This is a genomic window from Isoptericola halotolerans, from assembly GCF_003003075.1.
Lineage (GTDB): Bacteria > Actinomycetota > Actinomycetes > Actinomycetales > Cellulomonadaceae > Isoptericola > Isoptericola halotolerans_A.
The window spans coordinates 44,578-68,023 of sequence record NZ_PVTX01000003.1; the positions used below are offsets into that span (position 1 = coordinate 44,578).

Genomic DNA, 23,446 nt, shown 5'->3' on the forward strand with positions numbered 1-23,446 from the left:
CAGGCTCAGGCCTTCGAGGCCAGGCCAGCCTTGATCTGTGTGGTCGAGATCTCCGGCGTCCGCTCGAGGTACACGACCTCGCAGTGCTCCTTGAGCTCGTCGAACTTCCCGGTCCAGTCGTCACCGATGACGAACGTGTCCACGTGGTACAGCTTGATGTCCTCGGACTTCTGCTCCCACGTGTTCTCGGGGATCACCAGGTCCACGTGCCGGATCGCCTCGAGCATGCGGCGGCGCTCCTCGAACGAGAAGTAGGACTTCTTGCCCTTGCCCTCGTTGAACTCGTCGGTGGACAGCGCGACGATCAGGTAGTCACCCAGAGCGCGTGCACGGCGGAGCAGCTCGATGTGCCCGTAGTGCAGCAGGTCGTAGGTGCCGTAGGTGATGACTCGCTTCATGCCTCGTCCCTCGTCGTAACCGTCGCGCAGCGCCGCGTTAGCCAGTCGTTCATACTACGCCGCGGGCCGCCAGGCCCGGGGCACCCCGCCGACGTACGATCGACCCGTGCCCACCGTGATGTCCCTGCTGCTCCACCCGGAGCGCCGACGCCCCACGCCGCCGCCGGAGCGCGTCGACCTGCGGCGCGTCATCCTGCTGGGGATCATCGTCTGGTCGGTCGCGCTCGTCGTCCTGAGCATCCTCGCCCTGGCCGGCCAGCCGACGGGTGGTGCCGTGGCGGTCTGCCTCGCCGGCATCGCCCTCGGCGGTATCGGGCTGCTGTGGGCACGCCGGCACCGCGACGACCCCACGAACTAGCTCGAGGCCTGGCCCAGCAAGCTGATGCGCATCAGCCGGCTCTGCGCCCAGTCCTCGAGTCGGGTGGGCCGGATGGTGCCGGGGTCGTGGAGCTGGTTGAGGTCCGCGACGATCTCCGCCAGCACGGACTGACGTTCAGCCGGGTCGGTGACCGGCGTGGCCCGCGCGGGCAGATCTGCACGGAGCCCGTGCTTGAGGTGGAAGGTGAAGCGCGGGTCGGCGAGCAGGTTCGCGTGCCAGTCGGTCGCAGCCCCGCCGGCGCCGCTGCACAGGTAGGTGGCGCCCGCGGCTCGGTAGAAGAAGATCTCGATCCGGCGCGCTCGGCCGGTCCGGCGTCCCCGCGTCGTGATGTCGATGACCCGTTCACTGGTGCCCGCGGCGGGCGTGATCTCGATGGCCCGTCGGATGTGGTCGGGCAGGTGGGACAAGGACGTCGAGCCTGGAGTACTCATGCGGCCTCTTCCTGGAGGGCGGGGCCGAGCAGAAGCCCGCCGTCGACGACGTACTCCGAGCCCGTGACGAACGACGCGTCCGATGACGTGAGGAACAGGAGGAGCCGGGTGACGTCGGCCGGCTCCCCGAGCCGGGGGATCGCGAACGGCTCGGGTGAGTAGAAGTCGGCGATCGCTGCGGTGGCGCCGGCTGCTGGTTCACGGATGAACGGGGTCGCGATCACGCCGGGGTGGATGCTGTTCACACGGATGTTGTCGCGGCCGAGCTCGAGTGCCGCCGTCCGCGTGAGCCCTCGCACCGCCCACTTGCTGGCGACGTAGGGGGCGTAGTGGGCCGTGCCGCCCAGGGCCATGGTCGAGGCGATGTTGACGATGGCTCCACCTGCCGCGCGGCGCAGAGCGGGAGCGGCGGCCTTGATCCCGAGGAAGGTCCCGCTGACGTTGACGTCGAGGATGCGCGCCCACGTCGCTTGGTCCGTGTGCTCGATCAGTGCCGGTGGGTTCTGGACGCCGGCATTGTTCACGAGCACGTTCAGGGCGCCGAAGGCGCTCTCGGCATCCTCCACGGCTGCAGACCACGAGCTTTCGTCCCTGACGTCGAGGCGGGTGAAGCGCGCGCGGGTTCCGAGCTCGTCGGCGAGAGCGGCGCCACGTTCGGCGTCGATGCCTCCGATCACCACGTTCGCCCCCTCCGCGTGGAAGGCGCGGACATGGCTCGATCCCTGACCGCCGGCCCCGCCGGTCACGAGCACGGTCTGCTTGTCGAAGCGGCCCATCAGACGTTCCTCCCTCGGTGGGCGACCGACCGGGTTCACAGGGTCGGCCGCGGCCGGTGGTGAGCCGACCGACTCACCACCATCGCGACACTAGATCCAAGCTGGAGGTGAGTCAAGCCACTCACCTCATAGGCTGCGACCATGAGCAGCGTTCTGTCGGAGTACCACCAGCGCGTCGCCCAGGAGAAGCGCGCACTGATCGTGCGGGCCGCGACCGACCTCTTCCTCGAGCTGGGCTACGACCGGACGTCGCTGGCGCGGATCGCGGAGCGATCAGGCGTCTCCCGGGCCACCTTGTTCAAGCAGTTCCGGACCAAGGCCGCGCTGTTCGACGCCATCGTCACCGAGTCCTGGTCGACCGCGACCGAGGAGGCGCCCCCGCCGGCGGGCGACGTCGTCGACGGCCTCACCACCATCGGTCGCCGGTACGCCGCGCTGCTGAGCCGCCCGCAGATGACCGACCTCTTCCGGATCGTCATCGCCGAGCTGCCGCGCTTCCCCGAGCTCGCCCAGGCGCAGTTCTCGCAGGGCAAGATGCCCTACTTCGAGTCCGTACGGAGCTACCTGCTGGCAGAGCACGAGGCCGGAACGGTGCAGGTCCATGACGCCGATCTGGCCGCCACCCAGTTCCTGGGCATGATCTCCAACTACGTCTTCTGGCCGGCACTCCTGGTGCCAGGCTGGGAGGTGAGCGCCGAACGCGTCGCCGAGGTGGTCGACGAGGCCGTCCGCACCACCGCCGCGCGCTACGCCGCGAGGTGACCACGGCGCCGAAGAGGGTGGCCACCCTTTGCCTGCGCGACGTTTCGTAGAATGCGCCGTTTCCCGCCATGGGAAGCAGTTCGATGCAGGAAACACCTGCAGTCCACGAGGCGGTTGGTCGGGGCGCGGGGCTACCCCCAGGCGGTCGTCACCCAGAGCGCCACCGCGCGCTCCGGGTCCGCGAGCACCGCACCCAGCAGCACCGTGCGGTCCGGGCGTCCCAGCACGTCCGCGATGCCCGCGGCGAGCCCCGCCGCCGACGTCGCGTGCACCCGCCCGGTCGCGTCGACCCACCACGGCACGGGCCGCCCGGCCACGGAGAGCCGCTCGTGCTCGAACCAGGACGTCGGCATGCGGTGGTCCAGGACGGCCAGACGCGGGTCCAGCTCCCGCTCGGTGCCGGGCATGTCCGGGGCGGGCAGCCCGTCCTCCCCCGCCAGCGGCAGGTCGAGCAGGTCGGCCAGCGCCTCGGCGTCGGCGGCCGGCGCGGGCAGGACCGCCCCGAGCGCGGCCCAGCGCGCGGTCCCGGCCACCTCGACGTCGTCGGCCCGCTGCACGACGACGTCGCTCCCATCGAGCGCGGGCAGCCGGTCGGGCAACGGGTCCAGCGCGGACGACCGGTCGGACGGGTCGAGCCGCGCCGAGAGCCGCGCCAGGCCCCGCCACACCACGAGGGCGTCGCGCAGCGGCAGGCTCGCACCGACGGCGGGCAGCCGGTCGAGCGCGGCGGGCCAGTCGGCGGCGTCGAGGTCCGTCAGCGCCTCCACGCCGCCGAGCGCACGCCGGGTCGCGACGTCGAGCCCGGCCAGGTCGCGAGGCGCCGGCGGCAGGAGGGGGACGCCGTCGTGCAGCGCGAAGGGCGCCCCGAAGCGTTCCCGCAGCCACCACGCGGTGTACGACGGCGCGGAGGCGCGGCCGGTGCGCACCGGTGCCAGCAGGGCGTGGCGGGCGTCCGGGTCGGAGGAGAGCCGGGACAGGACGCTCGGCCAGGCCTCGTCACCGACGGCGTCGAGGTCGGCGACGGCCACGAGGTCACCCACGGCGACGCCGGCACCGCACCGGCCGGCCAGCATCCGCAGGTAGTCCGACCAGCCGGCGAGCCAGCCGGAGGGGTCGTCGGGGTCCTGGTCGGCGTCGCTCCCGGCGTCCGGGCCCTCGAGCCCCGAGCCGTCGGAGCCGTCGGCCTCCGGGGTGACGACGTCCCGCACCGTGTAGACGGCGGGCTCCGTCCGCGCGCCGGCCGCGGCGAGCACCGGGGCGCTGTACCGGGCCACGAACTCGGGCGCGATGGGCGCCAGGCCCGTGAACAGCTCGGCCGCCCACGTGCCCGGCAGCACGGTCTCGCGCAGCGACACCGTCTCGCCGTCGACGGTCGGCACGGGCAGCTCGCCGGTCCAGAACGGCACGTCGGTGCCGCCGGCCAGCCGCACGAGCGCGAGCGCGTGGCTCACCAGCTCCAACGCACCGTCGTCGGTGCCGCCCTCGAGCACGGCCTCGGCCGCGGCCAGGGAGACGTCCCGCACCTCCGGGTCGTGGAGCAACCGGCGGGGGTCGGTCGCCACGGCGCCGGCCCGCAGCAGCAGCGGGTGCGCGGCGTCCGGGTGCACCACGCGCAGACCGAGGGCCCGCGCCGTCGCCGCGAGGGAGGCCTCGTCGCCGTCGTCCGCGGACTCGGGCAGGACGACGGCGCCCCGGACGCCGGCGACACGGCCGTCGGCGAGCGGGATGCGCGTCCCGGCGAGGGCCTCGAGCACCCCCGGCTCCGCGGCGTGCGGCTCGAGCGCGGTGAGCAGGGCGTGCCACCGGGCGGGCGACAGACCGGCGGGCAGGTCGTCGACGAGGTCGGCGAGCGAGGCGACCGTGGCACCCAGCGACCGCACCACCGCCTGGTGCCCCGTGGGCACCGCGACGATGCCCGGCAGCACGGGGGCCAGGGCCGCGACGAGCTCGGGGTCCTCACCGGGCGCGCCGGTGATCACCAGGGCGTCGACCGGCGCGACGCCGCCGTCCAGGAGGGGCGTGGTGCGCAGCGCGTCGACCGCCGCCGAGCGGATCGCCGCGTCGAGCTCGGACGCCGGCAGCCCCGTCGGCACGAGGCCGAGCACGCCGGCCGCGCCGTCCGTCCCGGGAGCGCCGGCCGGATCGCCGGCGAGGTCGCCCAGCAGGGCCGCGTACTCCCGGCCGGCCGCCGCGGCGAGCCGTTCCGTCGCCGCGCAGGGCAGCACGTGGCGCCGCCCGGCATCCACGGGGAACGTGGCCAGCAGCACCGCCGGGAGGTCCAGACCGACGTCCGTGGGGGTGGGTGCGTGCAGCACGCGACGCCGCGGCGCGTCCGGTGTGCCGCCGTCGGGCAGGAGCGCCCAGGTGAGCGACCAGTCGAGGCGCCGGTGCTCGCGCGGCAGGTCGGCGACCTCGGCCTCCTCGAACCGCCCCGTCGCCGTCCGTTGTGGGCGCGAACTCTGGCCCGAAATGCGCCGTGTGTCCTGATCTGCGTCAACAGAATTCGCGCCCACAACGCTCACGGTGACGGCGTCGAAGGCGGGGAACGCGAGGAGCAGGACGTCATCGACGTCGGCGAGCTGGGCGCGCACCGACGCCACCGCCGCGTCGTCGCGCAGCGCCACCTCGACCACCGTGTCGTGCTCGGCGTCGGCGGGCAGCGCGGGCGCCTCCACCGGCAGGCGCAGCACCGGCAGGTCGTGCCCCCGGTCCGCGAAGTCCGCCGCGAGCCGCTCCGCACCCGGGCGATCCTCCGCGGTCAGCTTCGCGAGGACCTCGGACGTCGCCGCCGCCGAGAAGCGCACCCCGCCCGAGCGCGAGCGCACCGTGACGTCGTCCGACACCGAGCGCACCGCGGCGAACCCCACACCGAAGCGGCCCACCAGGCCTGCGCCGGACTTCGCCGAGGCGCGCAGCGAGGCGAGCGACGCCACGCCGTCGGCATCCAGGGCAGCACCGGTGTTGGCCACCACGAGGCGGCGCTCGGCGAGGTCGAGGCGGACGAGGGCGTGGCCCCGCGCACCAGCACGAGCCGCGGCGTCGGCCGCGTTCTGCAGCAGCTCGACGACGACACGATCGCGGTAGTGGCCGCGGGCGTGGTCCTCCTCCGAGTTCGCGTCCTCACGGAAGCGGGTGGCGGACCCGAGCCACGCCTCCGCGACCGCGTGCCGCAGCGCGGCGGTCCCGAAGACGTCTTCCGTCACGCGATCCCGGTACCTTCCGTCACGTCCTGCGCCCCCTGGTCCGACGACGGCTCGCCCGGCGCGGACGCGGCGCCCGGAACCTCGACCCGCTCGATCGACGACTCGTCGATCAACGGCGCCGGTGCCGGCCAGTCGCTGCCGCGGCGGCTCACGTCCGTCTCCGAGTGCGCACCGCAGCCGTGGTCCAGCGAGACCACCTTGCCGTCGTCCGGCGACCACTCGTTGGCGCACACCCCGAACAGCTGGCCCAGAGCACCCTGCAACGGCACGAGGAACCCGCAGGAGGTGCACTCCTTCGCCGACGCGACCGCACCCGGCGCCGTCGGGCCGCGCGAGCCGCGGTACCAGCGCTCCGCCGCCTCGTCCCGGCCCTGCGGGGAGAGCACCCGCTGGCGAGCCAGGGCGAGCTCGTCGATCGCGACCTCGTCGAGCTCCTCGTCCCCCGTCGGCGTCCAGCCCGGCTCCAGGCGGGGGTCGTCCGCACGGAAGGGGAGGGTGTCCCCCGGCCGCACGTCCCCCGGCCGCAGCCGCTCCGACCACGGCACCCACTCCGGGGCGAGGATCGCCTCGTCACCCGGCAGCAGCTCCACCTCGCACACCGTGGCGACGCGGCCGCGCGGCACGCGGGCCAGCGTCACCGTCCAGTGCCAGCCGCGGTAGCCCTTCATGCCCGCCGCGAAGCGGTGCGACATGAGCCGCTCGCCCTCGGCAGACGTGCCGAGGTGCTCACCGACGTCGTCCGGTGAGGAGGCGACGTCCAGCGCCGCGGCGCGCGCCAGCTCGACGGCGCCCAGCAGGACGGCGTCGTTCTTGGCCCGCGAGCTCACGCGGCGAGCCCGCACGGGCGCGTCGGCGGTTGCCATGATCGTCTCGCTCTCAGGAATCGAGGTTGTCGGCGACGGCACGGAGCATCGTGGCGACCCGCTTGCCGGCCTCGCCCTCCGGGTACTTGCCGCGCTTGAGCTGGTCGCCCGTGCGGTCGAGCACCCGGATGAGGTCCTCCACGATGCCCGCCAGCTCCGACGGCGGCCGACGCTTGGCCTTGACCACCGACGGCTGCGGGTCCAGCAGCGTCACGGACAGGGCGGAGGGGCCACGTCGCCCGTCCGCCACGCCGAAGTCCACCCGCGTGCCGGGCTTGGGGCTCTGCGCGTCGTCGGGCAGCGCGGAGGCGTGCAGGAACACCTCACCGCCGTCGTCGTTGGCGATGAAGCCGAATCCACGCTCTGCGTCGTACCACTTGACCTTGCCGGTAGGCACCTGGACCTCTTCGTGCTCGTCGTTCTTCACAGCTGCCCGGCCAGACGGCCGAAGCAGTGTCCCAGAGTACCGGGAACTTGAGCGACGGTCCGTCGCAGGACCTCTCGAGATCGTCAGTAGGCGCCCTTGGCACCCAGCACGACCTTGGCCGTCCGGGCCAGGATCAGCAGGTCGCCGAACGGGGTCCAGTTCTCCGCGTAGTACACGTCCAGGCGCACGGTCTCCTCCCACGGGAGGTCGGAGCGCCCACCCACCTGCCACAGGCCGGTGATGCCGGGCTTGACCAGCAGCCGACGGCGCATGCGCGCCTCGTAGCGCGAGACCTCCTGCGGCAGCGGCGGGCGCGGCCCCACGAGCGACATCTGGCCGACCAGCACGTTGAAGAGCTGCGGCAGCTCGTCCAGGGAGTAGCGGCGCAGCATGCGCCCGGCGGGGGTGATGCGCGGGTCGTCCTTGCGCTTGAAGAGCACGCCCGCCCCGTCGTGATCCGACGCCAGGACCTCGTCCTCACGGTCCGCGCCGACGCGCATGGTGCGGAACTTCAGCATCCGGAACGTCTGGCCGCCGCGGCCCACGCGGTCCTGGCTGTAGAAGACCGGCCCGCGGCTGGTCGTCGCCACGGCCACGGCGACGGCCACCAGCACGGGCAGGACGAGCAGCGTGATGAGGGCCGCCCCGATCCAGTCCATGATCGTCTTGGCCACGTACTTGGGGCCCTGGAACCGCGGGGCGTCCACGTGCAGCAGGGAGACGGACTGCTCGGGGGTCACGGTGATCCGCGGGCCGGCGACGTCGGCCAGCTCCGCCATGAGCATGAGGTCCACACCCACCGGTTCGAGCTCCCAGCCCAGGCGACGCACCGCCTCGGCGGTCATCCGGTCCGAGCCGGCCACGGCCACGCAGTCCGCGCCCACCTGCGCCGCGATCGTCGCCGACCCGTCGAGGTCGGCCAGCACCGGCACCCCGAGCACCTCCTCGCCCGGTCGCGCCTCGCTGGGCGGGGTGCACACCCCGACCACCCGGTACCCCGACGGGCGCTCGTTCAGCTCACGGATGAGTCGCTCGGTCTGGTCGCGCAGACCGACGGCGAGGACCGACGTCGTCGACTCCCCCCGGGCGCGACGGCGGCGCAGCCAGCCACGCCACTGCCAGCGGCCCAGCAGCAGGAAGACCAGACCCAGCGGGAAGGCGACGAGCAGGTAGGTGCGCAGCCCCGGCCACGACAGGAGGAACCCGCCGAGCGCCAGGACGGCGAAGAAGCGGAGCGTGGCGTTGAAGATCCGCTCGAACTCCTGCGGGCCCGACGCGAAGAGCCGCACGTCGTACCCGCGGCTCAGCGCGATCGACACCGGCCACACCGCGGTGACGACCACGATGAAGACGAGCTGGTCGCCCCGGAACCCCTGCGCCGGCGGCCAGGCGCCGTCGAGGTTGTTGGCCAGGACCGCGAGGAACGTCGCCAGCGCCACCAGCACGGCGTCGGTCAGCATCAGCCGACGCCGGTACGCCGACTGCCAGCTCCCGGCGCGGAACGCCGCCCGCACCTCCCGGAGCCGTGCAGCACGCACACCGGCGAGCGCTCTGCGCGTTCGCTGCTGGACGTCGGTGATGGACACGGTGGTTGCTCCTCGAGATGACTTGTTCTGTCATGACTCTAGGAGTGCGGAATCCCGTTGTGGTGCCTTTTCGGGGGCCTTTCACCCCGTGTTTCACCCCCTGCCGAGGGGCAGCGTTTTCCCCGGTCAAGCGCAATTTCACCCGGGTGATGACGGCGGCTACAGGCCGATGCCGAGGTCCGCGGCCAGCCGCAGGGCGACGACGTCGAACCACGCCTCCGGATCGCTCACCGTGTTGGCCAGGTGACCGAACATCTCGAACGAGACGGTGCCCAGCACGGTGGTCCAGGCCATGAGGGTGCGCACCACCAGCTCGGGCGGCGCGTCCTCGATCAGGCCGCGCGCGGCCACGAAGTCGCGAGCGCCCGCCACGAGCTCGGTGAGGTCGCCCTGCGCCGTCGGGCTCAGCGGGGGGACGGCGCCGTCGTCGTGCGCGTCGGCCACCACGGCGACCAGGACCAGGACGAGGCGGGTCGCCGGGTCGATCGTGTCCGGCGGGGCGGCGTACCCAGGCACGGGGGTGCCGTAGAGCAGCCGGAACTCGCCGGGGTGCGTCACGGACCACGTGCGCACGGCGCGGCACGCGGCCAGCCAGCGCGAGGTGACGTCGGCGCGGTCGGCGACGGCCGCCTCGGCGTCCTCGACGGCGGCGCCGAGCTCGTCGTAGCACTCGACGATGAGCGCGGTGAGCAGAGCGTCGCGGTTCTCGACGTAGCGGTAGACGGCCGAGGACACCATGCCGACGTCCCGGGCGACGGCGCGCAGCGAGAGGGCCGCCGGGCCGTCCTCCGCGAGACGGGCACGGGCGGCCGCGAGGATCTCGTGGGTGATGGCCTCGCGGGCGAGCGCTCGGGCCGTGCGCGGCGTGCTGGCGGGTGGGCTGGTCACGTCTCGCATCCTCGCACGGATCGCCGCTCTCTTCCGTGAGCAGTGCTCTTGCTTTGCGCTCGAGCGCAGCGCATACTCGAAATGAGAGCACTGTTCACTACAAGGAGCACTGATCATGGATCGTCATCTCGTCGTCGGCGCCGGCCCCGTGGGCCGGCAGGTCGCCGCCCTGCTCGCCGCCCGTGGCTCGCACGTCACGGTCGCGACCCGCTCGGGGCGCAGCACCGGGATCGACGGCGTGGAGCACCTCACGCTCGACGCCGCCGACCCCGACGCCCTCGCCCGCGCGGCCGAGCACGCCGCCGTCCTCTACAACTGCGCCAACCCCACCGACTACACGCAGTGGGACGCCGTGTGGCCGCCGCTGGCCGCGTCGCTCCTGGCGGCCGCCGAGCGCACCGGTGCCGTCTACGCCATCACCGGCAACCTGTACCCGTACGGCCCCGTCGACGGCCCCCTGACCGAGGACCTCCCCGACGCCGCGACCGACCACAAGGGCCGGCTGCGCGCCCGGATGTGGGCCGAGGCCCGCGCCGCCCACGAGGCCGGCCGGCTCCGCGCCGTCGAGGTGCGCGGCTCCGACTACATGGGCCCCGGCGTCGGGCAGAACGGCCACATCTCCCGCGTGGTCCCGGCTGCCCTGCGCGGCCGGCGGGCCCACATGATGGGCCGCACCGACCTGCCGCACACCTTTACCGACGTCCGCGACGTCGCCCGCACCCTGGTCGCCGCCGCCGAGGACCCCGAGGCCCACGGCCGCACCTGGCACGTACCCAGCAACCCGCCCGTCACCCAGCGGCAGGCGCTGACCGACGTCCTCGCCACCGTCGGACGGCCCCCGGTGCCCGTCTCCTCGTTGCGCGGCCCCGCGTGGGCCGCCGCCGCGGCCGTCTCGCCGATGCTGCGCGAGCTGCGCCAGCTCAGCTACCAGTGGGAGGCGCCCTACGTGCTGGACTCCCGGGCGGCGCAGGAACGGTTCGGGATCGCCCCGACACCGTGGGAGGAGGTCTGCCGCGGGACCGCGGAGGTCTGACCCGCTCGCTCGGCCCGTTCCGGTCGCGGCGCGCCCAGGGACCCGGCGTAGCATCGTGCAGATGGCCGGCAGCTTCACCGAATGGGTGCGCAACCGCTCGGACGACGAGCTGCTCGAGCTGCTCGCCGCCCGGCCAGACCTCGGCACCCCCGCCCCTTCCACCCTCCGCTCGCTCGCCGCCCGCGCCGCGAGCCGGACCAGCCTCGACCGCGCCCTGAGCCACCTCGACGCGGGCACGCTGCAGGTCCTCGAGTCGCTGCTCGCGCTGTCCGACGACGGCACCCCGGCCCGGCCCGAGCAGGTCGCGGCCGCGATCGGCGCGCCCGAGGCGGGCGCCGCCGTCGGGCACGTGCTGGACGATGCCCGCAGGGCCGCGCTGGTGTGGGACGACGCGGACGGGGTGCGCCCCACGCCCGGCCTGGAGGACGTGCTCGGCCCGTACCCGGCGGGCCTCGGGCCCGTGCGCGAGGGCGAGCCGCCCGCACCGGCAGAGCTCCCGCCCGGCGCGCAGCCCATCCTGGACGCGCTGGCGTGGGGCCCGCCCGTGGGCGTCGTGCCGGCACCCGGCACCGGACCACGTCGCGCCGTCGACGCCCTGGTCGAGGCCGGGCTGCTGATCCGCTCCGACGCCCGGCACGTGCTGCTCCCGCGCGACGTCGGTCTCTCCCTGCGCGCGGGACGCACCCACCGCACGCCCGACCTGGACCCGCCCCGCCCCGAGGGCCGCACCGTGCCGACCGCGGGCGCCGACGCCGAGGCCGCGACCGCCGCGCTGGAGATCGTGCGCCAGGTGGCCCGGCTCATCACCTCCTGGGACGACGCCCCGCCGTCGGTGCTGCGCGCCGGCGGCCTCGGCGTGCGCGACGTCCGCCGCACCGCCCTGCTGCTCGACACCGACGAGCCCACGGCGGCGTTCGTCGTGGAGCTCGCCGCGAGCGCCGGGCTCGTCGCCGACGACGGCGAGGCGCCGGCGTCGTACGTGCCGACCGTCCGCGCCGACACGTGGGAGCAGGCCGACGACGCCGACCGGTGGGCGGAGCTCGTGGCGGCCTGGACGGCGTCGCGTCGCACCCCGTGGCAGGTGGGCTCGCGCGACGAGAAGGGGACGCTGCGCGCGCCGCTGTCCCCCGACCTGCACCGGCCGTGGGTGGTCAGGCTGCGCGCGGCGGTGCTCGACGTGCTGGCGGCCCAGCCGGGCACGGCGCTCGGGCCGGACGAGGTGATGACGGTCCTGCGGTGGCGCTCCCCGCGGGCCGTGCCGTCGGAGGCGGCGCTGGTCGGGCTGCTGCGCGAGGCGGCCCTGCTCGGGGTGACCGGTGCGGGCGCGCTGTCCTCCCCGGGGCACCTGGTCGCCGCGGGCGACGGTACCCGGGCGACGATCGCGGCCGCGCTGCGGCAGGTGCTCCCCGCCGAGGTGGACGAGGTGCTCCTGCAGGGCGACCTCACCGGCATCGTGCCCGGCCGTCCCTCCCCGGGGCTGTCGCGCCTGCTGGACCAGTCGGCCGACATCGAGTCGCGCGGCGCCGCCACCACCGTCCGCTTCTCCACCGGCTCGGTCACGCGCGCCCTCGACCACGGCCGCACCGGCGAGGAGCTGCTCGCCGAGCTCGCCGGCCGCTCCCCCGTGCCCGTCCCCCAGCCCCTGGAGTACCTGGTCAAGGACACCGCCCGCCGGCACGAGGCGGTACGGGTCGGGTCGGCCACGTCCTACGTGCGCGCCGCCGACCCGACGGCCCTCGCCGGGCTGGCCGAGGACCCGCGGCTCGCCGGACTCGGCCTGCTGCCGCTCGCACCGACCGTGCTGGCCTCCTCCGTCCCCGCGGCCGAGCTGCACGACACCCTGCGCCGGCACGGCCTCCTCTCGGGTCTGGAGGGCCCCGACGGTCGGCCGCTCGGCCACGTCCGTCGCACCGTGCGGCTCGACCGCGCCGCCTGGTCGCGCCGACCCGCCACACCCGTCCGCGACACCTCCGCGGACGCCCGCGCCGCCGTCGTCGCCCGCCTGCGCCGGGCCACGCCCGGCAGCGACGGGCCGGGCACGGGCACCGGCGCACCCCTCGGGGCCGCAGAGCCGAGCACCGTGCCCGACGGCGGCACCCCGGACCGGGCGAGCGCTGCGGACCGCGACGGGCCGCCCCTGGCGGGTACCGTCGTCGGGCCCGGCACCAGCGAGCCGGGCGACGCCCTGGCGCTGCTGCACGACGCGCTGCGCGACGGACGCACCGTCCTGGTCGAGATGGTGGGCGGCTCCGGCACCCTCGTGCGGCGGGAGCTCAAGCCGATGCGGCTCGAGGGCGGGCGCCTGCGCGCGCTGGACCCGGTCCGCGAGGCCGAGCTCACCGTCGCCGTCCACCGTATCGCCTCCGTGGAGCCGCTCGACTGACGCGGCGGCCGCCCGCGGAACAGGCGCGGACCCCGCGGCGTTGCCACCCTGGACACTCTTACCGGAAGGACCCGCATGCCCGACGGCCCCCTCATCGTCCAGAGCGACAAGTCGATCCTGCTGGAGGTCGACCACCCGCAGTCCGGCGACGCACGCCGCGCCATCGCGCCGTTCGCGGAGCTGGAGCGCGCCCCGGAGCACGTGCACACCTACCGGCTGACCAACCTCGGACTGTGGAACGCGCGCGCCGCCGGCCACGACGCCGAGCAGGTCGTCGACACCCTCATGGCGTACTCGCGCTACCCCGTGCCCCACGCGCTGCTGGTGGACGTCGCCGAGACGATGGGCCGCTACGGGCGCCTCACCCTGGCCTCCCACCCCGTGCACGGGCTCGTGCTGGAGTCCACCGACGCCGCCGTGCTCGCCGAGGTGCTCAAGTCCAAGCGCAGCGCCGGGCTCGTGGGCGAACGCATCGACGACACCACCGTGGCGGTGCACCCCTCCCAGCGCGGCAACCTCAAGCAGGCGCTGGTCAAGCTCGGCTGGCCGGCCGAGGACCTCGCCGGGTACGTCGACGGCGAGAAGCACGCCATCACGCTGTCCCCCACGACCAAGCCCGTCTACCCGGGCGAGGACGCCGCCGCGTGGGAGCCGCGGCCGTACCAGGCGCAGGCCGTCGACGGGTTCTGGCACGGCGGCTCCGGCGTCGTGGTGCTGCCGTGCGGCGCCGGCAAGACCATCGTCGGCGCGGGCGCCATGGCGAAGTCCGGGACCACCACCCTGATCCTGGTGACCAACACCGTCAGCGCGCGGCAGTGGCGCGACGAGCTGATCCGCCGTACCTCGCTCACCGAGGACGAGATCGGCGAGTACTCGGGCTCCCGCAAGGAGATCCGCCCCGTCACCATCGCGACCTACCAGGTGCTCACCACCAAGCGGAAGGGCGTGTACACCCACCTCGAGCTGCTCGACGCCCGCGACTGGGGGCTCGTCGTGTACGACGAGGTGCACCTGCTGCCCGCACCGATCTTCCGCATGACGGCGGAGCTGCAGGCCCGCCGCCGGCTGGGCCTCACCGCCACGCTCGTGCGCGAGGACGGCCGCGAGGACGAGGTGTTCTCCCTCATCGGGCCCAAGCGGTACGACGCCCCGTGGAAGGACATCGAGGCGCAGGGCTACATCGCGCCGGCCGACTGCGTCGAGGTCCGCCTGACCCTGCCCCAGCACGAGCGGATGGTCTACGCGACCGCCGAGCCGGAGGACAAGTACCGGCTCGCGGCATGCGCCCCGGGCAAGAACCGCGTGGTCGAGCAGCTCGTCGCGCAGCACCCGGACGACCAGGTGCTCGTCATCGGGCAGTACATCGACCAGCTCGAGGAGCTCGCTGCGCACCTCGACGCACCCCTCATCACCGGTGCGACGACGGTCCGCGAGCGCCAGAAGCTGTTCGGCGCGTTCCGGTCGGGCGAGATCTCCCGGCTGGTGGTCTCCAAGGTCGCCAACTTCTCCATCGACCTGCCCGAGGCGTCCGTGGCGATCCAGGTCTCGGGGTCGTTCGGGTCCCGTCAGGAGGAGGCGCAGCGGCTCGGACGGGTGATGCGGCCGAAGCAGGACGGCCGCACGGCACACTTCTACGCCGTCGTCGCCCGCGACACCGTGGACCAGGACTTCGCGGCGCACCGCCAGCGGTTCCTGGCGGAGCAGGGGTACGCCTACCGCATCGTCGACGCCGAGGACCTGGACGTCGTGCAGTAGAGGGTGGGGGCCGAGGCACGAGGCACCCGCCCGGCACGGAACGACGGCCAGGCCCGACCATCGGACCCGAGGACCTGGACGTCGTGCAGTAGAGGGTGGGGGCCGAGGCACGAGGCACCCGCCCGGCACGTGCGGCAGCGGGTGAAGACCATCGCCCCTCGCGCCACGCTCCGTGCGGGCGCGTAGCGTGGCACGTGCGTCGTCGCGCCGGTGGCGCGCGGTGCGTCCAGGGTTGCCGCTGCACGGAGGCCGTCGATGTCGATCCAGGAGCAGCGCCCCGCTGAGGGCAGCGGTCACGTCGAGGTCGGCGCCGTCGTGCTGCGCCCCGCGACGTCGGGCGGCGGATCATGACGGTCTGGTCGACGGCGGCGATCCTGCTTGCGACGGCGGCCGTCGCGTTCGGGCTGTGCCTCCTGACCCGGCGCCTGGTGCGTGGGGTCGCGTTCGACACCGGCCCGTGGACCGCGACGCTCTCGTACGTGGCGACGGCCTACGGCATCGTCCTCGGTTTCTCGATCGTCTTCCTCTTCGGTGAGTTCTCCGCCGCACGCAACGCGATCGGGGACGAGGCGACGTCCATCGGGACCGCCTTCGACGAGGCGCAGCTGTTCCCGGACAGCCAGGCCGCCATCCAGCACTCCTTGATCTGCTACGCGCGGGCCGTCCCCGAGTACGACTGGCCCGCGCTGCAGGACGGCGGGTCGTCGCCCGTGGTGGACGCCGCCTACAGCGACCTGTTCGTGACGCTGGGCGAGTCGACCGAACCCACCGGCGGGACGTTCCAGCCGGCGACAGCGACGAACCTCCTGGCCCAGCTCGGCAACATCTCCACGGCCCGCGAGACCCGTCTCGTCGCGGCCGAGATCCAGACGCCTCCGTTGCTGTGGGTGCTGCTCATCTTCGGCGGAGCGCTCATCCTCGTGCTGCTGTTCATCGTGACCCTCCCGGCGCGCTCGGTCCCACAGGCTGTCCTGGTCGCGGTGTCGGCGGTGTTCACGCTGGTGATGCTGCTGATCGTCATCGCGCTGAGCACGCCGTTCAGCCCCGGAGCGGGACGGCTGTCCCCCACCTTGATCGAGCAGACGACGGACTCCATGGAAGCCACGGCCCCCGACCTGGCGGCACTGCCCTGCGGTACCGAGACCGACAGCTGACCGAACCAAGGAGACTCCGATGAGCGACGACCCCCACGGCCCGATCCACGGCACGGCTGCGTTCCGCGAGCATCTCGACCCGTTCGAGTTCCCGGCGTCGGGGATGGCGGCGGGGACGGCCTACGAGCTGCTGCACACCGGCCTGATGCTCGACGGCCGCGAGACGCTGAACCTGGCCTCGTTCGTGACGACGTGGATGGAACCCGAGGCGGAGCGCCTCATCCTGGGCTCCCTGCGCAAGAACCACATCGACCACGAGGAGTACCCGGCGTCGTCGCTGATGGAGGAGGCCTGCGTGCACATGCTCGGCGACCTGTTCAACGCGCCGGACCCGGCCGAGGTCGTGGGCGTCGGCACCATCGGCTCCTCCGAGGCGATCATGCTGGGGCTGCTGGCGCACAAGCGCAGCTGGCGCGACCGTCGTCGTGCCGAGGGTCTGCCGACGGACCGGCCGAACGTGGTCTACGGGGCCGAGACCCACGTGGTGTGGGACAAGTTCGCCAACTACTTCGACGTCGAGATGCGCAAGATCCCGATGAAGCCGGACCGGTACGTCATCAGCGCCGACGAGGTGGCCGAGCAGGTCGACGAGAACACGATCGCCGTCGGGGTCGTCCTCGGCACCACCCACATCGGCGAGTCGGACCCGATCGAGGAGATCAACGACCGGCTGGTGCAGATCAAGGAGCAGCAGGGGTGGGACGTCCCGATCCACGTCGACGGCGCCAGCGGCGCGTTCGTCGCGCCGTTCGCTGAGCCCGACCTGAAGTTCGACTTCCGGCTCGAGCAGGTGGCGTCGATCAACGCCTCGGGGCACAAGTACGGACTGGTCTACCCGGGCGTGGGCTGGCTGGTGTTCCGCGACCGGACCAAGCTTCCCCAGGACCTCGTGTTCAGCGTGAACTACCTCGGCGGCGCGCAGCCCACGTTCACGTTCAACTTCTCGCGAGGATCGGCGATGATCCAGGCGCAGCTGTACAACTTCCTGCGGCTCGGGCGCTCCGGGTACCAGGAGATCGTGGCGACGATGCTCGCCAACGCACGGCACCTCAACGACGAGCTGGCCGCGGGGCCCTGGTTCGAGATCCTCAACCCGGGGCTGAGCGAGCCGGTGGTGACGTTCCGGCTCCGGGACGACCCCGGGTTCGACGTCTACCACCTGTCCGCGCGGCTGCGGGAGCACGGGTGGATCGTCCCGGCGTACAGCCTCCCGCCCGACGCCGAGGACGTGCACCTGCTGCGCATCGTGGTGCGGATCGACCTGAGCCGGCAGATGGTCGACATGCTGCTGCGCGACCTGGAGGACGCCTGCACCCACCTGGCGCAGGAGAAGCCCGGGGCACGCAAGCGACCGGCGCCCGACGTGTGGACGGCGCCCGCCCTCATGGCGGCGCACCAGAAGGAGCGCACCGGGCAGCGGCGCCGGTCCTGACGTCCACGGGGTCGTGCGGCACCACCGCGAGGGGCCCCGCGTGCGGGCACCGCACATCCGCCGCACGGTGGTCGGGTGACCAGATTCGGATACACCCTGATGACCGAGCAGTCCGGTCCGCGGAGCCTCGTCGACTACGCGGTCCGGGCTGAGGACGCCGGCTTCGAGTTCGAGGTGATGAGCGACCACTACTTCCCCTGGCTCGACACCCAGGGCCACTCCCCGTACGCGTGGAGCGTGCTGGGGGCCGTCTCCCAGGCGACGCAGCGGGTCGGGCTCATGTCGTACGTGACATGCCCGACGCTGCGCTACCACCCCGCCGTCGTCGCCCAGAAGGCCGCCACCGTGGGTCTGCTGTCCGAGGGACGCTTCACGCTGGGCCTCGGCGCGGGCGAGAACCTCAACGAGCACGTCGTGGGCGCCGGCTGGCCGGCCGTCGACGAACGCCACGAGATGCTCTCCGAGGCGGTCCAGATCATCGCGGCGCTGTTCGAGGGCAACCTGCTCAGCTTCCGCGGCGACCACTTCCAGGTGGACTCGGCGCGGCTGTGGGACCTGCCGGACGACCCCGTGGAGATCGGTGTCGCCGTCTCCGGCGAGCAGTCGGTGGGGACCTTCGCCACTCTCGCGGACCACCTGATCTCGACCGAGCCGAAGCAGGGCCTGCTGCACCAGTGGGACTCCGCGCGCGCGGACGCGGACCTGCCGGCCTCGCGGAAGGTCGCGCAGATGCCGATCTCCTGGGACCCGGACCCCGATGCGGCCGTGCAGCGGGCCCACGAGCAGTTCCGCTGGTTCGGCCTGGGCTGGCCCGTGAACGCCAACCTGCCCACCACGGAGGCGTTCGACCACGCCAGCGCGTTCGTGCGGCCGGAGGACGTCGCGGAGTCGATCCCCTGCGGGCCGGACCTCGACGCGATCGTCGAGGCGGCGTCGGCCTTCTGGGAGGCCGGGTACACCGACCTGGCGCTGCACCAGATCGGCGATGCCAAGCAGGAGGAGTTCCTCGGCACGGCCGCCGGGCCGCTGCTCGAGAAGCTCCGTGCGGCCGCGCCCGAGGCCACGGACTGACCGACCGCGTCAGGGCGGAGCGACCGCTCCGCCCTGACGCACCGAGTTGATCTCGACCATCCGTTCCTCGCCCCAGTCCCCGAGCGGGCGCAGCGCCCGGTCCAGCGCGACGCCGTCGTCCGTGAGGCTGTAGACGACCTTGGGCGGCACCTGATCGTGCACCTCGCGGCGTACCACGCCGTCACGCTCCAGCTCACGGAGCTGCTGGACCAAGACCTTCTCGGAGACCCCGGTCAGCTCGCGACGCAGCTCACCGGTACGCCGCGGCCGCACCGACAGCGCCCACAGGATCAACGGCTTCCACTTGCCGCCGACGACGGCGACCGCCGCGTCGAGCCCGCACAGGAACTCTGCCATGCCGCTTCCTCTCGCCGGTGGACACGCACCTCGAGGTGGGTACGTACTTCAAAGTAGGTACTTCACCCCTGGGGCGGTTGCGCTCAGACTCACTGTATGACCACCGAGCGGGCAACACCCGCGAGCACCACCGCCGTCGTCGGCCTCGGCCCCATGGGGAGCGCGCTCGCGCGAGCCCTGCTGGCCGCCGGGCCGCCGCCCGTCGTCTGGAACCGGACGCGCTCGCGGGCGACGGACCTCGCCGCCGAGGGCGCCGTGTCCGCCTCCGACCTGTCTGACGCCGTGGCCTCGGCCGACCTGGTGATCAGCTGCCTGCGCGACCACGCGACGACGCGCTCCGTCCTGGCCACGGTGCCGCACGAGACGCTGCGCGGACGGACCGTCGTGATCCTCGCCTCGGCGACACCCGACGAGGCGCGCGCCACGCACGCCTGGGCGGTCGCCCGCGGCCTGACGGTGCTGGTCGGATCGATCATGGTGCCCGTCCCGCTGGTCGGCACGCCCGAGGCCCAGATCCTCTACGCGGGCGACCCTGCGCTCGTCGAGCGGCACCGCGACGTCCTCGAACGGTTGGCCGGCCGCACCGACCACGTCGGCGAGGACCCCGGGCACGCGTCCCTGCTGGACACCGCCATGCTCGAGGTCTACTTCGCCGGCATGACGGCGTTCCTGCACGGGGCCGCGATGGCCGCCCGCGAGGGGATCGACGCCACGACGTTCGCCGCCTACGCCCGCGACGTGCTGGCGTTGCTGCCGGACACGGTGGACGGGCTCGCGGCGGACGTCGACGCCGGGCGGCACCCGGGCCACGAGGACACCATCGCCATGGAGCTGGCCGCGCTGGAGCACATGGTCGCCACCAGCGAGGCGACCGGCGTCGACCCCTCGCTGCCGGTGCTCATGCGCCGGCTCGCCCACGACGCGGTGGCGGCCGGGCACGGCGGCGACTCCTGGTCCCGCGTGGTGGACGTGCTGCGCGGGACGGTCCGCACGCCGGCGGCGTAGCCAGGGCAGAACTCTCGGCGACGCCCTACGGTGCACTCATGCCCGATGACGGCGGTACGCCACCGCACGTGCCCGACGACGACGCCCCGGACGGCGGCACCCGCCCCGTGCTGCACGACTCCGCCCGCCCGCCGCGGTGGGTGCCCCGCGTCCTCGTGATGGGTGCGGTGGCCGTGTTCGTCGCGGCCTGGACGTGGACGGCCCTCGGCCAGCTCACCACCCTGTTCGTCTACCTGCTGATCGCGTTCTTTCTCACGCTGGCGCTGGAGCCGGTCGTCACCTGGCTGGTGCGGCACGGGTGGCGGCGCGGGCTCGCCGCGGGCACGGCGTTCTTCGGCTCGGTGATCGTGGCCCTCGTGGTGCTGGCCCTGTTCGGCAACCTGTTCATCCAGCAGCTCGTGCAGCTCGTCGGCGTCCTGCCGGAGCTGTACGTGGCGGCGAGCGGGAGGATCCAGGAGACCTTCGACGTCGAGCTGCCCGCGTCCGACGACCTGCTGGCCCAGCTCGTCACCGAGTACGGCACCGACGTCGCCACCGGGACGATCGCCGTGGGGACCACGGTGGTCGGGCTCGTCTTCGCGGCGCTGACGATCGGCCTGGTCACCTACTACCTCATGGCCGCCGGGCCCCAGTTCCGGGCCGCGGTGTGCCGGTGGCTCAGCCCCGGCCGCCAGACCGAGGTGCTGCGCCTGTGGGAGATCACCCAGGTCAAGGTGTCCGACTTCATCAGCTCGCGCATCGTGCTCGCCGCGCTCTCGGCCGCCTTCACCGCGGTGTTCCTGGTGATCGTGGGCACGCCGTACGCGCTGCCCCTGGCGCTGTTCACCGGCATCGTCTCGCAGTTCATCCCGACGATCGGCACCTACATCGGCGGTGCGCTGCCCGTGGCGGTCGCCCTGACGTCCCAGGGGGTGCCGCAGGCCGTCGCGGTGCTGGCGTTCATCATCGCCTACCAGCAGCTCGAGAACCTCTACTTCTCGCCGAAGGTCTCGGCCCGCGCGCTGGAGATGAACCCGGCGATGAGCTTCGTCGCGGTGCTCGCGTTCGGTGCCGTGTTCGGGGCGCTCGGAGCGTTCCTGGCCCTGCCGATCGCCGCCACGATCCAGGCGGTGGCGAACACCTACCTGCAGCGGCACGAGCTGATCGACTCCGAGCTGCTCCGCGACCCGGAACGTGCGCCGTCGCGCAAGGGCTCGCGCCGGGCGCGCAACGCGCGGGCCGCCCGGGAGGCGGCGAGGACCGTGGACCAGCGCCGCGCCGACGGTCTCGAGTGAACCCGCCGGACTGACCGACGCGGTCAACGTCACCCGGCGCGGGATTGCGCGGTGCCCGCACGCGCGGAACGATGCAGACCGTGATCCCGTCTACCCAGGCCACGCGGCGACGCGTGGCCCTCCTCGCCCCTCGGACGCTGCTGCTCACGGTCGCGCTGCCGGTGCTGCTCGCCCTCACGGCCACCACCGCGCACGCCGAGCCCCCGCTGCGCGAGCTGGACGGCGACGTGACGGACGTCGCCGGGGTGCTCAGCGAGGACGAGGTCGCCGAGGTGCAGGACGCCCTCGACACCCTCGCGGAGGACAGCTCGTACCAGCTCTTCGTCGTCTACGCGGAGAGCTTCGACGGCACCGACGGGCGCAGCTGGGCGGACGCCACCGCGACCAACGCCCAGCTCGGCCCCGACGACTTGCTGCTCGCCGTCGCCACCGAGGACCGCCTCTACGGGCTGAGCTGGGACAACAACATCGACCTGTCGGACGAGCAGCTCGACGCCGTCCGCGACGCCACGGTCGACGAGCTGCGCGACGACGACTGGGCCGGCGCCACGGTCGCCGCCGTCGACGCCACGCTGGCGGTCACCGGCTCCGGCGACGCCTCCACCACCGGTGTCGCGGACGACGGCGACTCCTCCGGCGGGCTCCCGGTGCCCGGGCCGCTGCTGGTCGGCGGGATCGCCGTCGTCGCCGCCGGCGGCGTCTTCCTGTGGTCCCGCTCGCGGCGGGACAAGGACCTGACCCGTCGCGGCGCCGCCGCGGCCGCCGCCCGCACGGGGGCCGGCGGCCCGGACCCCGACCCGCTCGCCAACATCACCACCACCGAGCTCGCCCAGCGTGCCGGCAGCGCCCTGGTCGCCGTCGACGACGCGATCAAGACGTCCGAGCAGGAGCTCGGCTTCGCGCAGGCGGAGTTCGGGCTCGAGGCGACCCGGGAGTTCACCGCGGCGCTGGAGGAGGCCCGCGCGGACGTCGCCGAGGCCTTCCGGCTGCGCCAGGGGCTCGAGGACAGCGTCCCGCCGGGTGGTTCCCTCGGCGACGCGCCGCCGTCGGACGCCGCCCGGCAGCGCGCCGTGCTGGCCGACGTCATCCGGCGCTGCGAGGCCGCGGCGGCCACCCTCGACGCCCAGGCCGACTCCTTCGACGACCTGCGCCGCCTGCAGTCCCGCGCGCCGCAGGTGCTCGACGAGACCGAGCAGCGCGCCGGTGAGATCGAGGCGCGGATCGAGGTCGCCCGCAGCACCCTCGCCGGGCTGACCGCCACCTACCCCGCGTCGGCGCTGGCGTCCGTGCGCGACAACCCGGACCAGGTGGCAGCGCTCGTCACCAACGCCCGCGAGGCGGTCGCGGCCGGGCGGACCGCCGTCCAGAAGCGCAAGAAGGCGGTCGCAGTCGCCGAGGCCCGGGCGGCGCAGAACGCGCTCGGGCAAGCTGTCACCCTGCTCGACGAGGTCGCGAGCGCCGGCGACGACCTCGCGTCCGCCGCGACCAACCTCGACAAGGGCATCGCGTCGATCACGCAGGACATCGTCGACGCCGAGCGCCTCGCGTCCGGCGACCTGGCCGCGCAGGGCGCCGCCGCCGAGGCGCGGTCCGCTGCCGAGCAGGCCCGCAGCGCCCGCGACGGCGGCGACCCGCTGGCCGCGCTCGCCCGCCTGACCTCCGCGGAGGCCGCCCTCGACGCCGCCCTCGCACCCGCCCGGCAGCAGGCCGAGTCCGACGCCCGCGCCAAGGCGCTGCTGCGCGACGTCCTCGGTCGTGTCGAGTCCCAGCTCCGCGCGACGCAGAGCTTCGTCACCACCCGTCGCGGCGCCGTCGGCCCCGACGCCCGCACCCGGCTGGCCGAGGCCGAGCGCCTCGCCGCCGAGGCCCGGTCGCTGCAGGCCACCGACCCGCACGCGGCGCTCGCGACGGCGCAGCAGGCCGAGCGCTACGTCCAGCAGGCGACCCAGATGGCGCAGACCGACACCTCCGGCTGGGACATGCGGCAGGGAGGGTTCGCCGGTCCCGGTCGCCGCTCCTCCGACGTGGGCGGCATGATCCTCGGAGGGATCGTCCTCGACTCGGTCCTGCGCGGCTCCGGGCGCGGCCGACGGCGGGGCCGCGGCTACGGCGGCGGGTTCGGCGGGGGCTTCGGTGGCGGGTTCGGCGGCGGTTCCCGCGGCGGTTTCGGGGGTGGTTTCGGCGGGGGAGGCGGCCGGGGCGGCGCCGGTGGCCGCTTCTGACGTCGACGCGCCGGGAACCACGGAGCCTCCGCCGTCGTCCTAGTCAT

The 23,446-nt window shown here is 73.8% G+C and carries 20 protein-coding genes; 11 read left to right on the forward strand and 9 right to left on the reverse strand.

The genetic code is table 11. The features are described from left to right. Positions 1–5 precede the first annotated feature (5 nt). A complete protein-coding gene (tagD, locus tag BCL65_RS05645; protein WP_106266044.1) occupies positions 6–398 on the reverse strand; it encodes a glycerol-3-phosphate cytidylyltransferase in 393 nt (130 codons plus the stop codon). A gap of 106 nt (positions 399–504) precedes the next feature. Here tagD and BCL65_RS05650 point away from each other — a divergent pair, with 106 nt between their 5' ends. Then, positions 505–756 (forward strand): DUF2530 domain-containing protein, encoded by a 252-nt coding sequence (locus BCL65_RS05650; RefSeq protein WP_106266045.1) that lies wholly within the window; start codon positions 505–507, stop codon positions 754–756. Here the strand turns inward: BCL65_RS05650 and BCL65_RS05655 are convergent. Next, the gene (locus tag BCL65_RS05655; RefSeq protein ID WP_106266047.1) at positions 753–1,208 is read right to left on the reverse strand and encodes a nitroreductase/quinone reductase family protein; all 456 of its coding nucleotides are present in this window, start codon (positions 1,206–1,208) and stop codon (positions 753–755) included. The genes BCL65_RS05650 and BCL65_RS05655 overlap by 4 nt on opposite strands. After that, a complete protein-coding gene (locus BCL65_RS05660; protein ID WP_106266049.1) occupies positions 1,205–1,984 on the reverse strand; it encodes an SDR family NAD(P)-dependent oxidoreductase in 780 nt (259 codons plus the stop codon). The genes BCL65_RS05655 and BCL65_RS05660 overlap by 4 nt, the downstream gene beginning before the upstream one ends. A 141-nt stretch (positions 1,985–2,125) precedes the next feature. Here BCL65_RS05660 and BCL65_RS05665 point away from each other — a divergent pair, with 141 nt between their 5' ends. Beyond that, positions 2,126–2,746, forward strand: coding sequence for a TetR/AcrR family transcriptional regulator (locus BCL65_RS05665; protein WP_106266050.1), 621 nt, complete (start codon positions 2,126–2,128; stop codon positions 2,744–2,746). Between the two features lie 131 nt (positions 2,747–2,877). Here BCL65_RS05665 and BCL65_RS05670 read toward each other — a convergent pair whose 3' ends face one another. From BCL65_RS05670 to BCL65_RS05690, 5 genes are all read right to left on the reverse strand, one after another. After that, positions 2,878–5,949 (reverse strand): sacsin N-terminal ATP-binding-like domain-containing protein, encoded by a 3,072-nt coding sequence (locus BCL65_RS05670; protein WP_106266052.1) that lies wholly within the window; start codon positions 5,947–5,949, stop codon positions 2,878–2,880. Then, positions 5,946–6,812 carry a DUF3027 domain-containing protein gene (locus tag BCL65_RS05675; protein WP_106266053.1) on the reverse strand — a complete coding sequence of 289 codons (867 nt, stop codon included), beginning with the start codon at positions 6,810–6,812 and terminating at the stop codon, positions 5,946–5,948. Before BCL65_RS05675 ends, BCL65_RS05670 begins: the two co-directional genes overlap by 4 nt. Positions 6,813–6,825: 13 nt before the next feature. Next, positions 6,826–7,209, reverse strand: coding sequence for a cold-shock protein (locus BCL65_RS05680; protein WP_106266444.1), 384 nt, complete (start codon positions 7,207–7,209; stop codon positions 6,826–6,828). 113 nt (positions 7,210–7,322) lie between these two features. Continuing rightward, on the reverse strand, positions 7,323–8,825 hold the full coding sequence (locus BCL65_RS05685; protein WP_243400824.1) for a sugar transferase: 1,503 nt from the start codon (positions 8,823–8,825) through the stop codon (positions 7,323–7,325). Between the two features lie 159 nt (positions 8,826–8,984). Further along, positions 8,985–9,713 carry a TetR-like C-terminal domain-containing protein gene (locus BCL65_RS05690; RefSeq protein WP_243400825.1) on the reverse strand — a complete coding sequence of 243 codons (729 nt, stop codon included), beginning with the start codon at positions 9,711–9,713 and terminating at the stop codon, positions 8,985–8,987. 115 nt (positions 9,714–9,828) lie between these two features. Here BCL65_RS05690 and BCL65_RS05695 point away from each other — a divergent pair, with 115 nt between their 5' ends. The 6 genes from BCL65_RS05695 (at position 9,829) to BCL65_RS05720 (ending at position 18,541) form a co-directional block, all read left to right on the forward strand. Then, on the forward strand, positions 9,829–10,746 hold the full coding sequence (locus tag BCL65_RS05695; RefSeq protein WP_165799952.1) for an NAD-dependent epimerase/dehydratase family protein: 918 nt from the start codon (positions 9,829–9,831) through the stop codon (positions 10,744–10,746). A 61-nt stretch (positions 10,747–10,807) separates the two neighbouring features. Next, positions 10,808–13,129, forward strand: a complete 2,322-nt coding sequence (locus BCL65_RS05700; RefSeq protein ID WP_106266059.1) for a helicase-associated domain-containing protein — start codon at positions 10,808–10,810, stop codon at positions 13,127–13,129. Between the two features lie 75 nt (positions 13,130–13,204). Continuing rightward, the gene (locus BCL65_RS05705) at positions 13,205–14,884 is read left to right on the forward strand and encodes a DNA repair helicase XPB (protein WP_106266060.1); all 1,680 of its coding nucleotides are present in this window, start codon (positions 13,205–13,207) and stop codon (positions 14,882–14,884) included. 347 nt (positions 14,885–15,231) lie between these two features. Next, complete coding sequence (locus BCL65_RS05710; protein ID WP_106266062.1) at positions 15,232–16,038, forward strand: bestrophin-like domain; 807 nt, start codon at positions 15,232–15,234, stop codon at positions 16,036–16,038. 19 nt (positions 16,039–16,057) lie between these two features. Continuing rightward, on the forward strand, positions 16,058–17,470 hold the full coding sequence (locus tag BCL65_RS05715) for a glutamate decarboxylase (protein WP_106266063.1): 1,413 nt from the start codon (positions 16,058–16,060) through the stop codon (positions 17,468–17,470). Between the two features lie 75 nt (positions 17,471–17,545). Then, on the forward strand, positions 17,546–18,541 hold the full coding sequence (locus BCL65_RS05720) for a TIGR03557 family F420-dependent LLM class oxidoreductase (protein ID WP_106266065.1): 996 nt from the start codon (positions 17,546–17,548) through the stop codon (positions 18,539–18,541). 9 nt (positions 18,542–18,550) lie between these two features. Here BCL65_RS05720 and BCL65_RS05725 read toward each other — a convergent pair whose 3' ends face one another. Next, complete coding sequence (locus BCL65_RS05725; protein ID WP_106266067.1) at positions 18,551–18,898, reverse strand: winged helix-turn-helix transcriptional regulator; 348 nt, start codon at positions 18,896–18,898, stop codon at positions 18,551–18,553. Between the two features lie 96 nt (positions 18,899–18,994). Here BCL65_RS05725 and BCL65_RS05730 point away from each other — a divergent pair, with 96 nt between their 5' ends. The 3 genes from BCL65_RS05730 to BCL65_RS05740 all read left to right on the forward strand — a co-directional run bounded on the left by BCL65_RS05730 (position 18,995) and on the right by BCL65_RS05740 (position 23,399). Continuing rightward, the gene (locus BCL65_RS05730) at positions 18,995–19,903 is read left to right on the forward strand and encodes an NAD(P)-dependent oxidoreductase (RefSeq protein WP_106266068.1); all 909 of its coding nucleotides are present in this window, start codon (positions 18,995–18,997) and stop codon (positions 19,901–19,903) included. Between the two features lie 38 nt (positions 19,904–19,941). Further along, on the forward strand, positions 19,942–21,177 hold the full coding sequence (locus BCL65_RS05735) for an AI-2E family transporter (RefSeq protein ID WP_243400826.1): 1,236 nt from the start codon (positions 19,942–19,944) through the stop codon (positions 21,175–21,177). 71 nt (positions 21,178–21,248) lie between these two features. Further along, positions 21,249–23,399, forward strand: a complete 2,151-nt coding sequence (locus tag BCL65_RS05740) for a TPM domain-containing protein (protein WP_106266070.1) — start codon at positions 21,249–21,251, stop codon at positions 23,397–23,399. Positions 23,400–23,446: the final 47 nt, after the last annotated feature.

Bases quoted from the DNA above. Each gene is read 5' to 3' on its own strand.
- BCL65_RS05675 (WP_106266053.1), bottom strand. From the start codon at position 6,812: ATGGCAACCGCCGACGCGCCCGTGCGGGCTCGCCGCGTGAGCTCGCGG.
- BCL65_RS05660 (WP_106266049.1), bottom strand. From the start codon at position 1,984: ATGGGCCGCTTCGACAAGCAGACCGTGCTCGTGACCGGCGGGGCCGGC.
- BCL65_RS05705 (WP_106266060.1), top strand. From the start codon at position 13,205: ATGCCCGACGGCCCCCTCATCGTCCAGAGCGACAAGTCGATCCTGCTG.
- BCL65_RS05735 (WP_243400826.1), top strand. From the start codon at position 19,942: ATGCCCGATGACGGCGGTACGCCACCGCACGTGCCCGACGACGACGCC.
- BCL65_RS05725 (WP_106266067.1), bottom strand. From the start codon at position 18,898: ATGGCAGAGTTCCTGTGCGGGCTCGACGCGGCGGTCGCCGTCGTCGGC.
- BCL65_RS05710 (WP_106266062.1), top strand. From the start codon at position 15,232: ATGACGGTCTGGTCGACGGCGGCGATCCTGCTTGCGACGGCGGCCGTC.
- BCL65_RS05655 (WP_106266047.1), bottom strand. From the start codon at position 1,208: ATGAGTACTCCAGGCTCGACGTCCTTGTCCCACCTGCCCGACCACATC.
- tagD (WP_106266044.1), bottom strand. From the start codon at position 398: ATGAAGCGAGTCATCACCTACGGCACCTACGACCTGCTGCACTACGGG.
- BCL65_RS05695 (WP_165799952.1), top strand. From the start codon at position 9,829: ATGGATCGTCATCTCGTCGTCGGCGCCGGCCCCGTGGGCCGGCAGGTC.
- BCL65_RS05665 (WP_106266050.1), top strand. From the start codon at position 2,126: ATGAGCAGCGTTCTGTCGGAGTACCACCAGCGCGTCGCCCAGGAGAAG.
- BCL65_RS05740 (WP_106266070.1), top strand. From the start codon at position 21,249: ATGCAGACCGTGATCCCGTCTACCCAGGCCACGCGGCGACGCGTGGCC.
- BCL65_RS05730 (WP_106266068.1), top strand. From the start codon at position 18,995: ATGACCACCGAGCGGGCAACACCCGCGAGCACCACCGCCGTCGTCGGC.
- BCL65_RS05700 (WP_106266059.1), top strand. From the start codon at position 10,808: ATGGCCGGCAGCTTCACCGAATGGGTGCGCAACCGCTCGGACGACGAG.
- BCL65_RS05715 (WP_106266063.1), top strand. From the start codon at position 16,058: ATGAGCGACGACCCCCACGGCCCGATCCACGGCACGGCTGCGTTCCGC.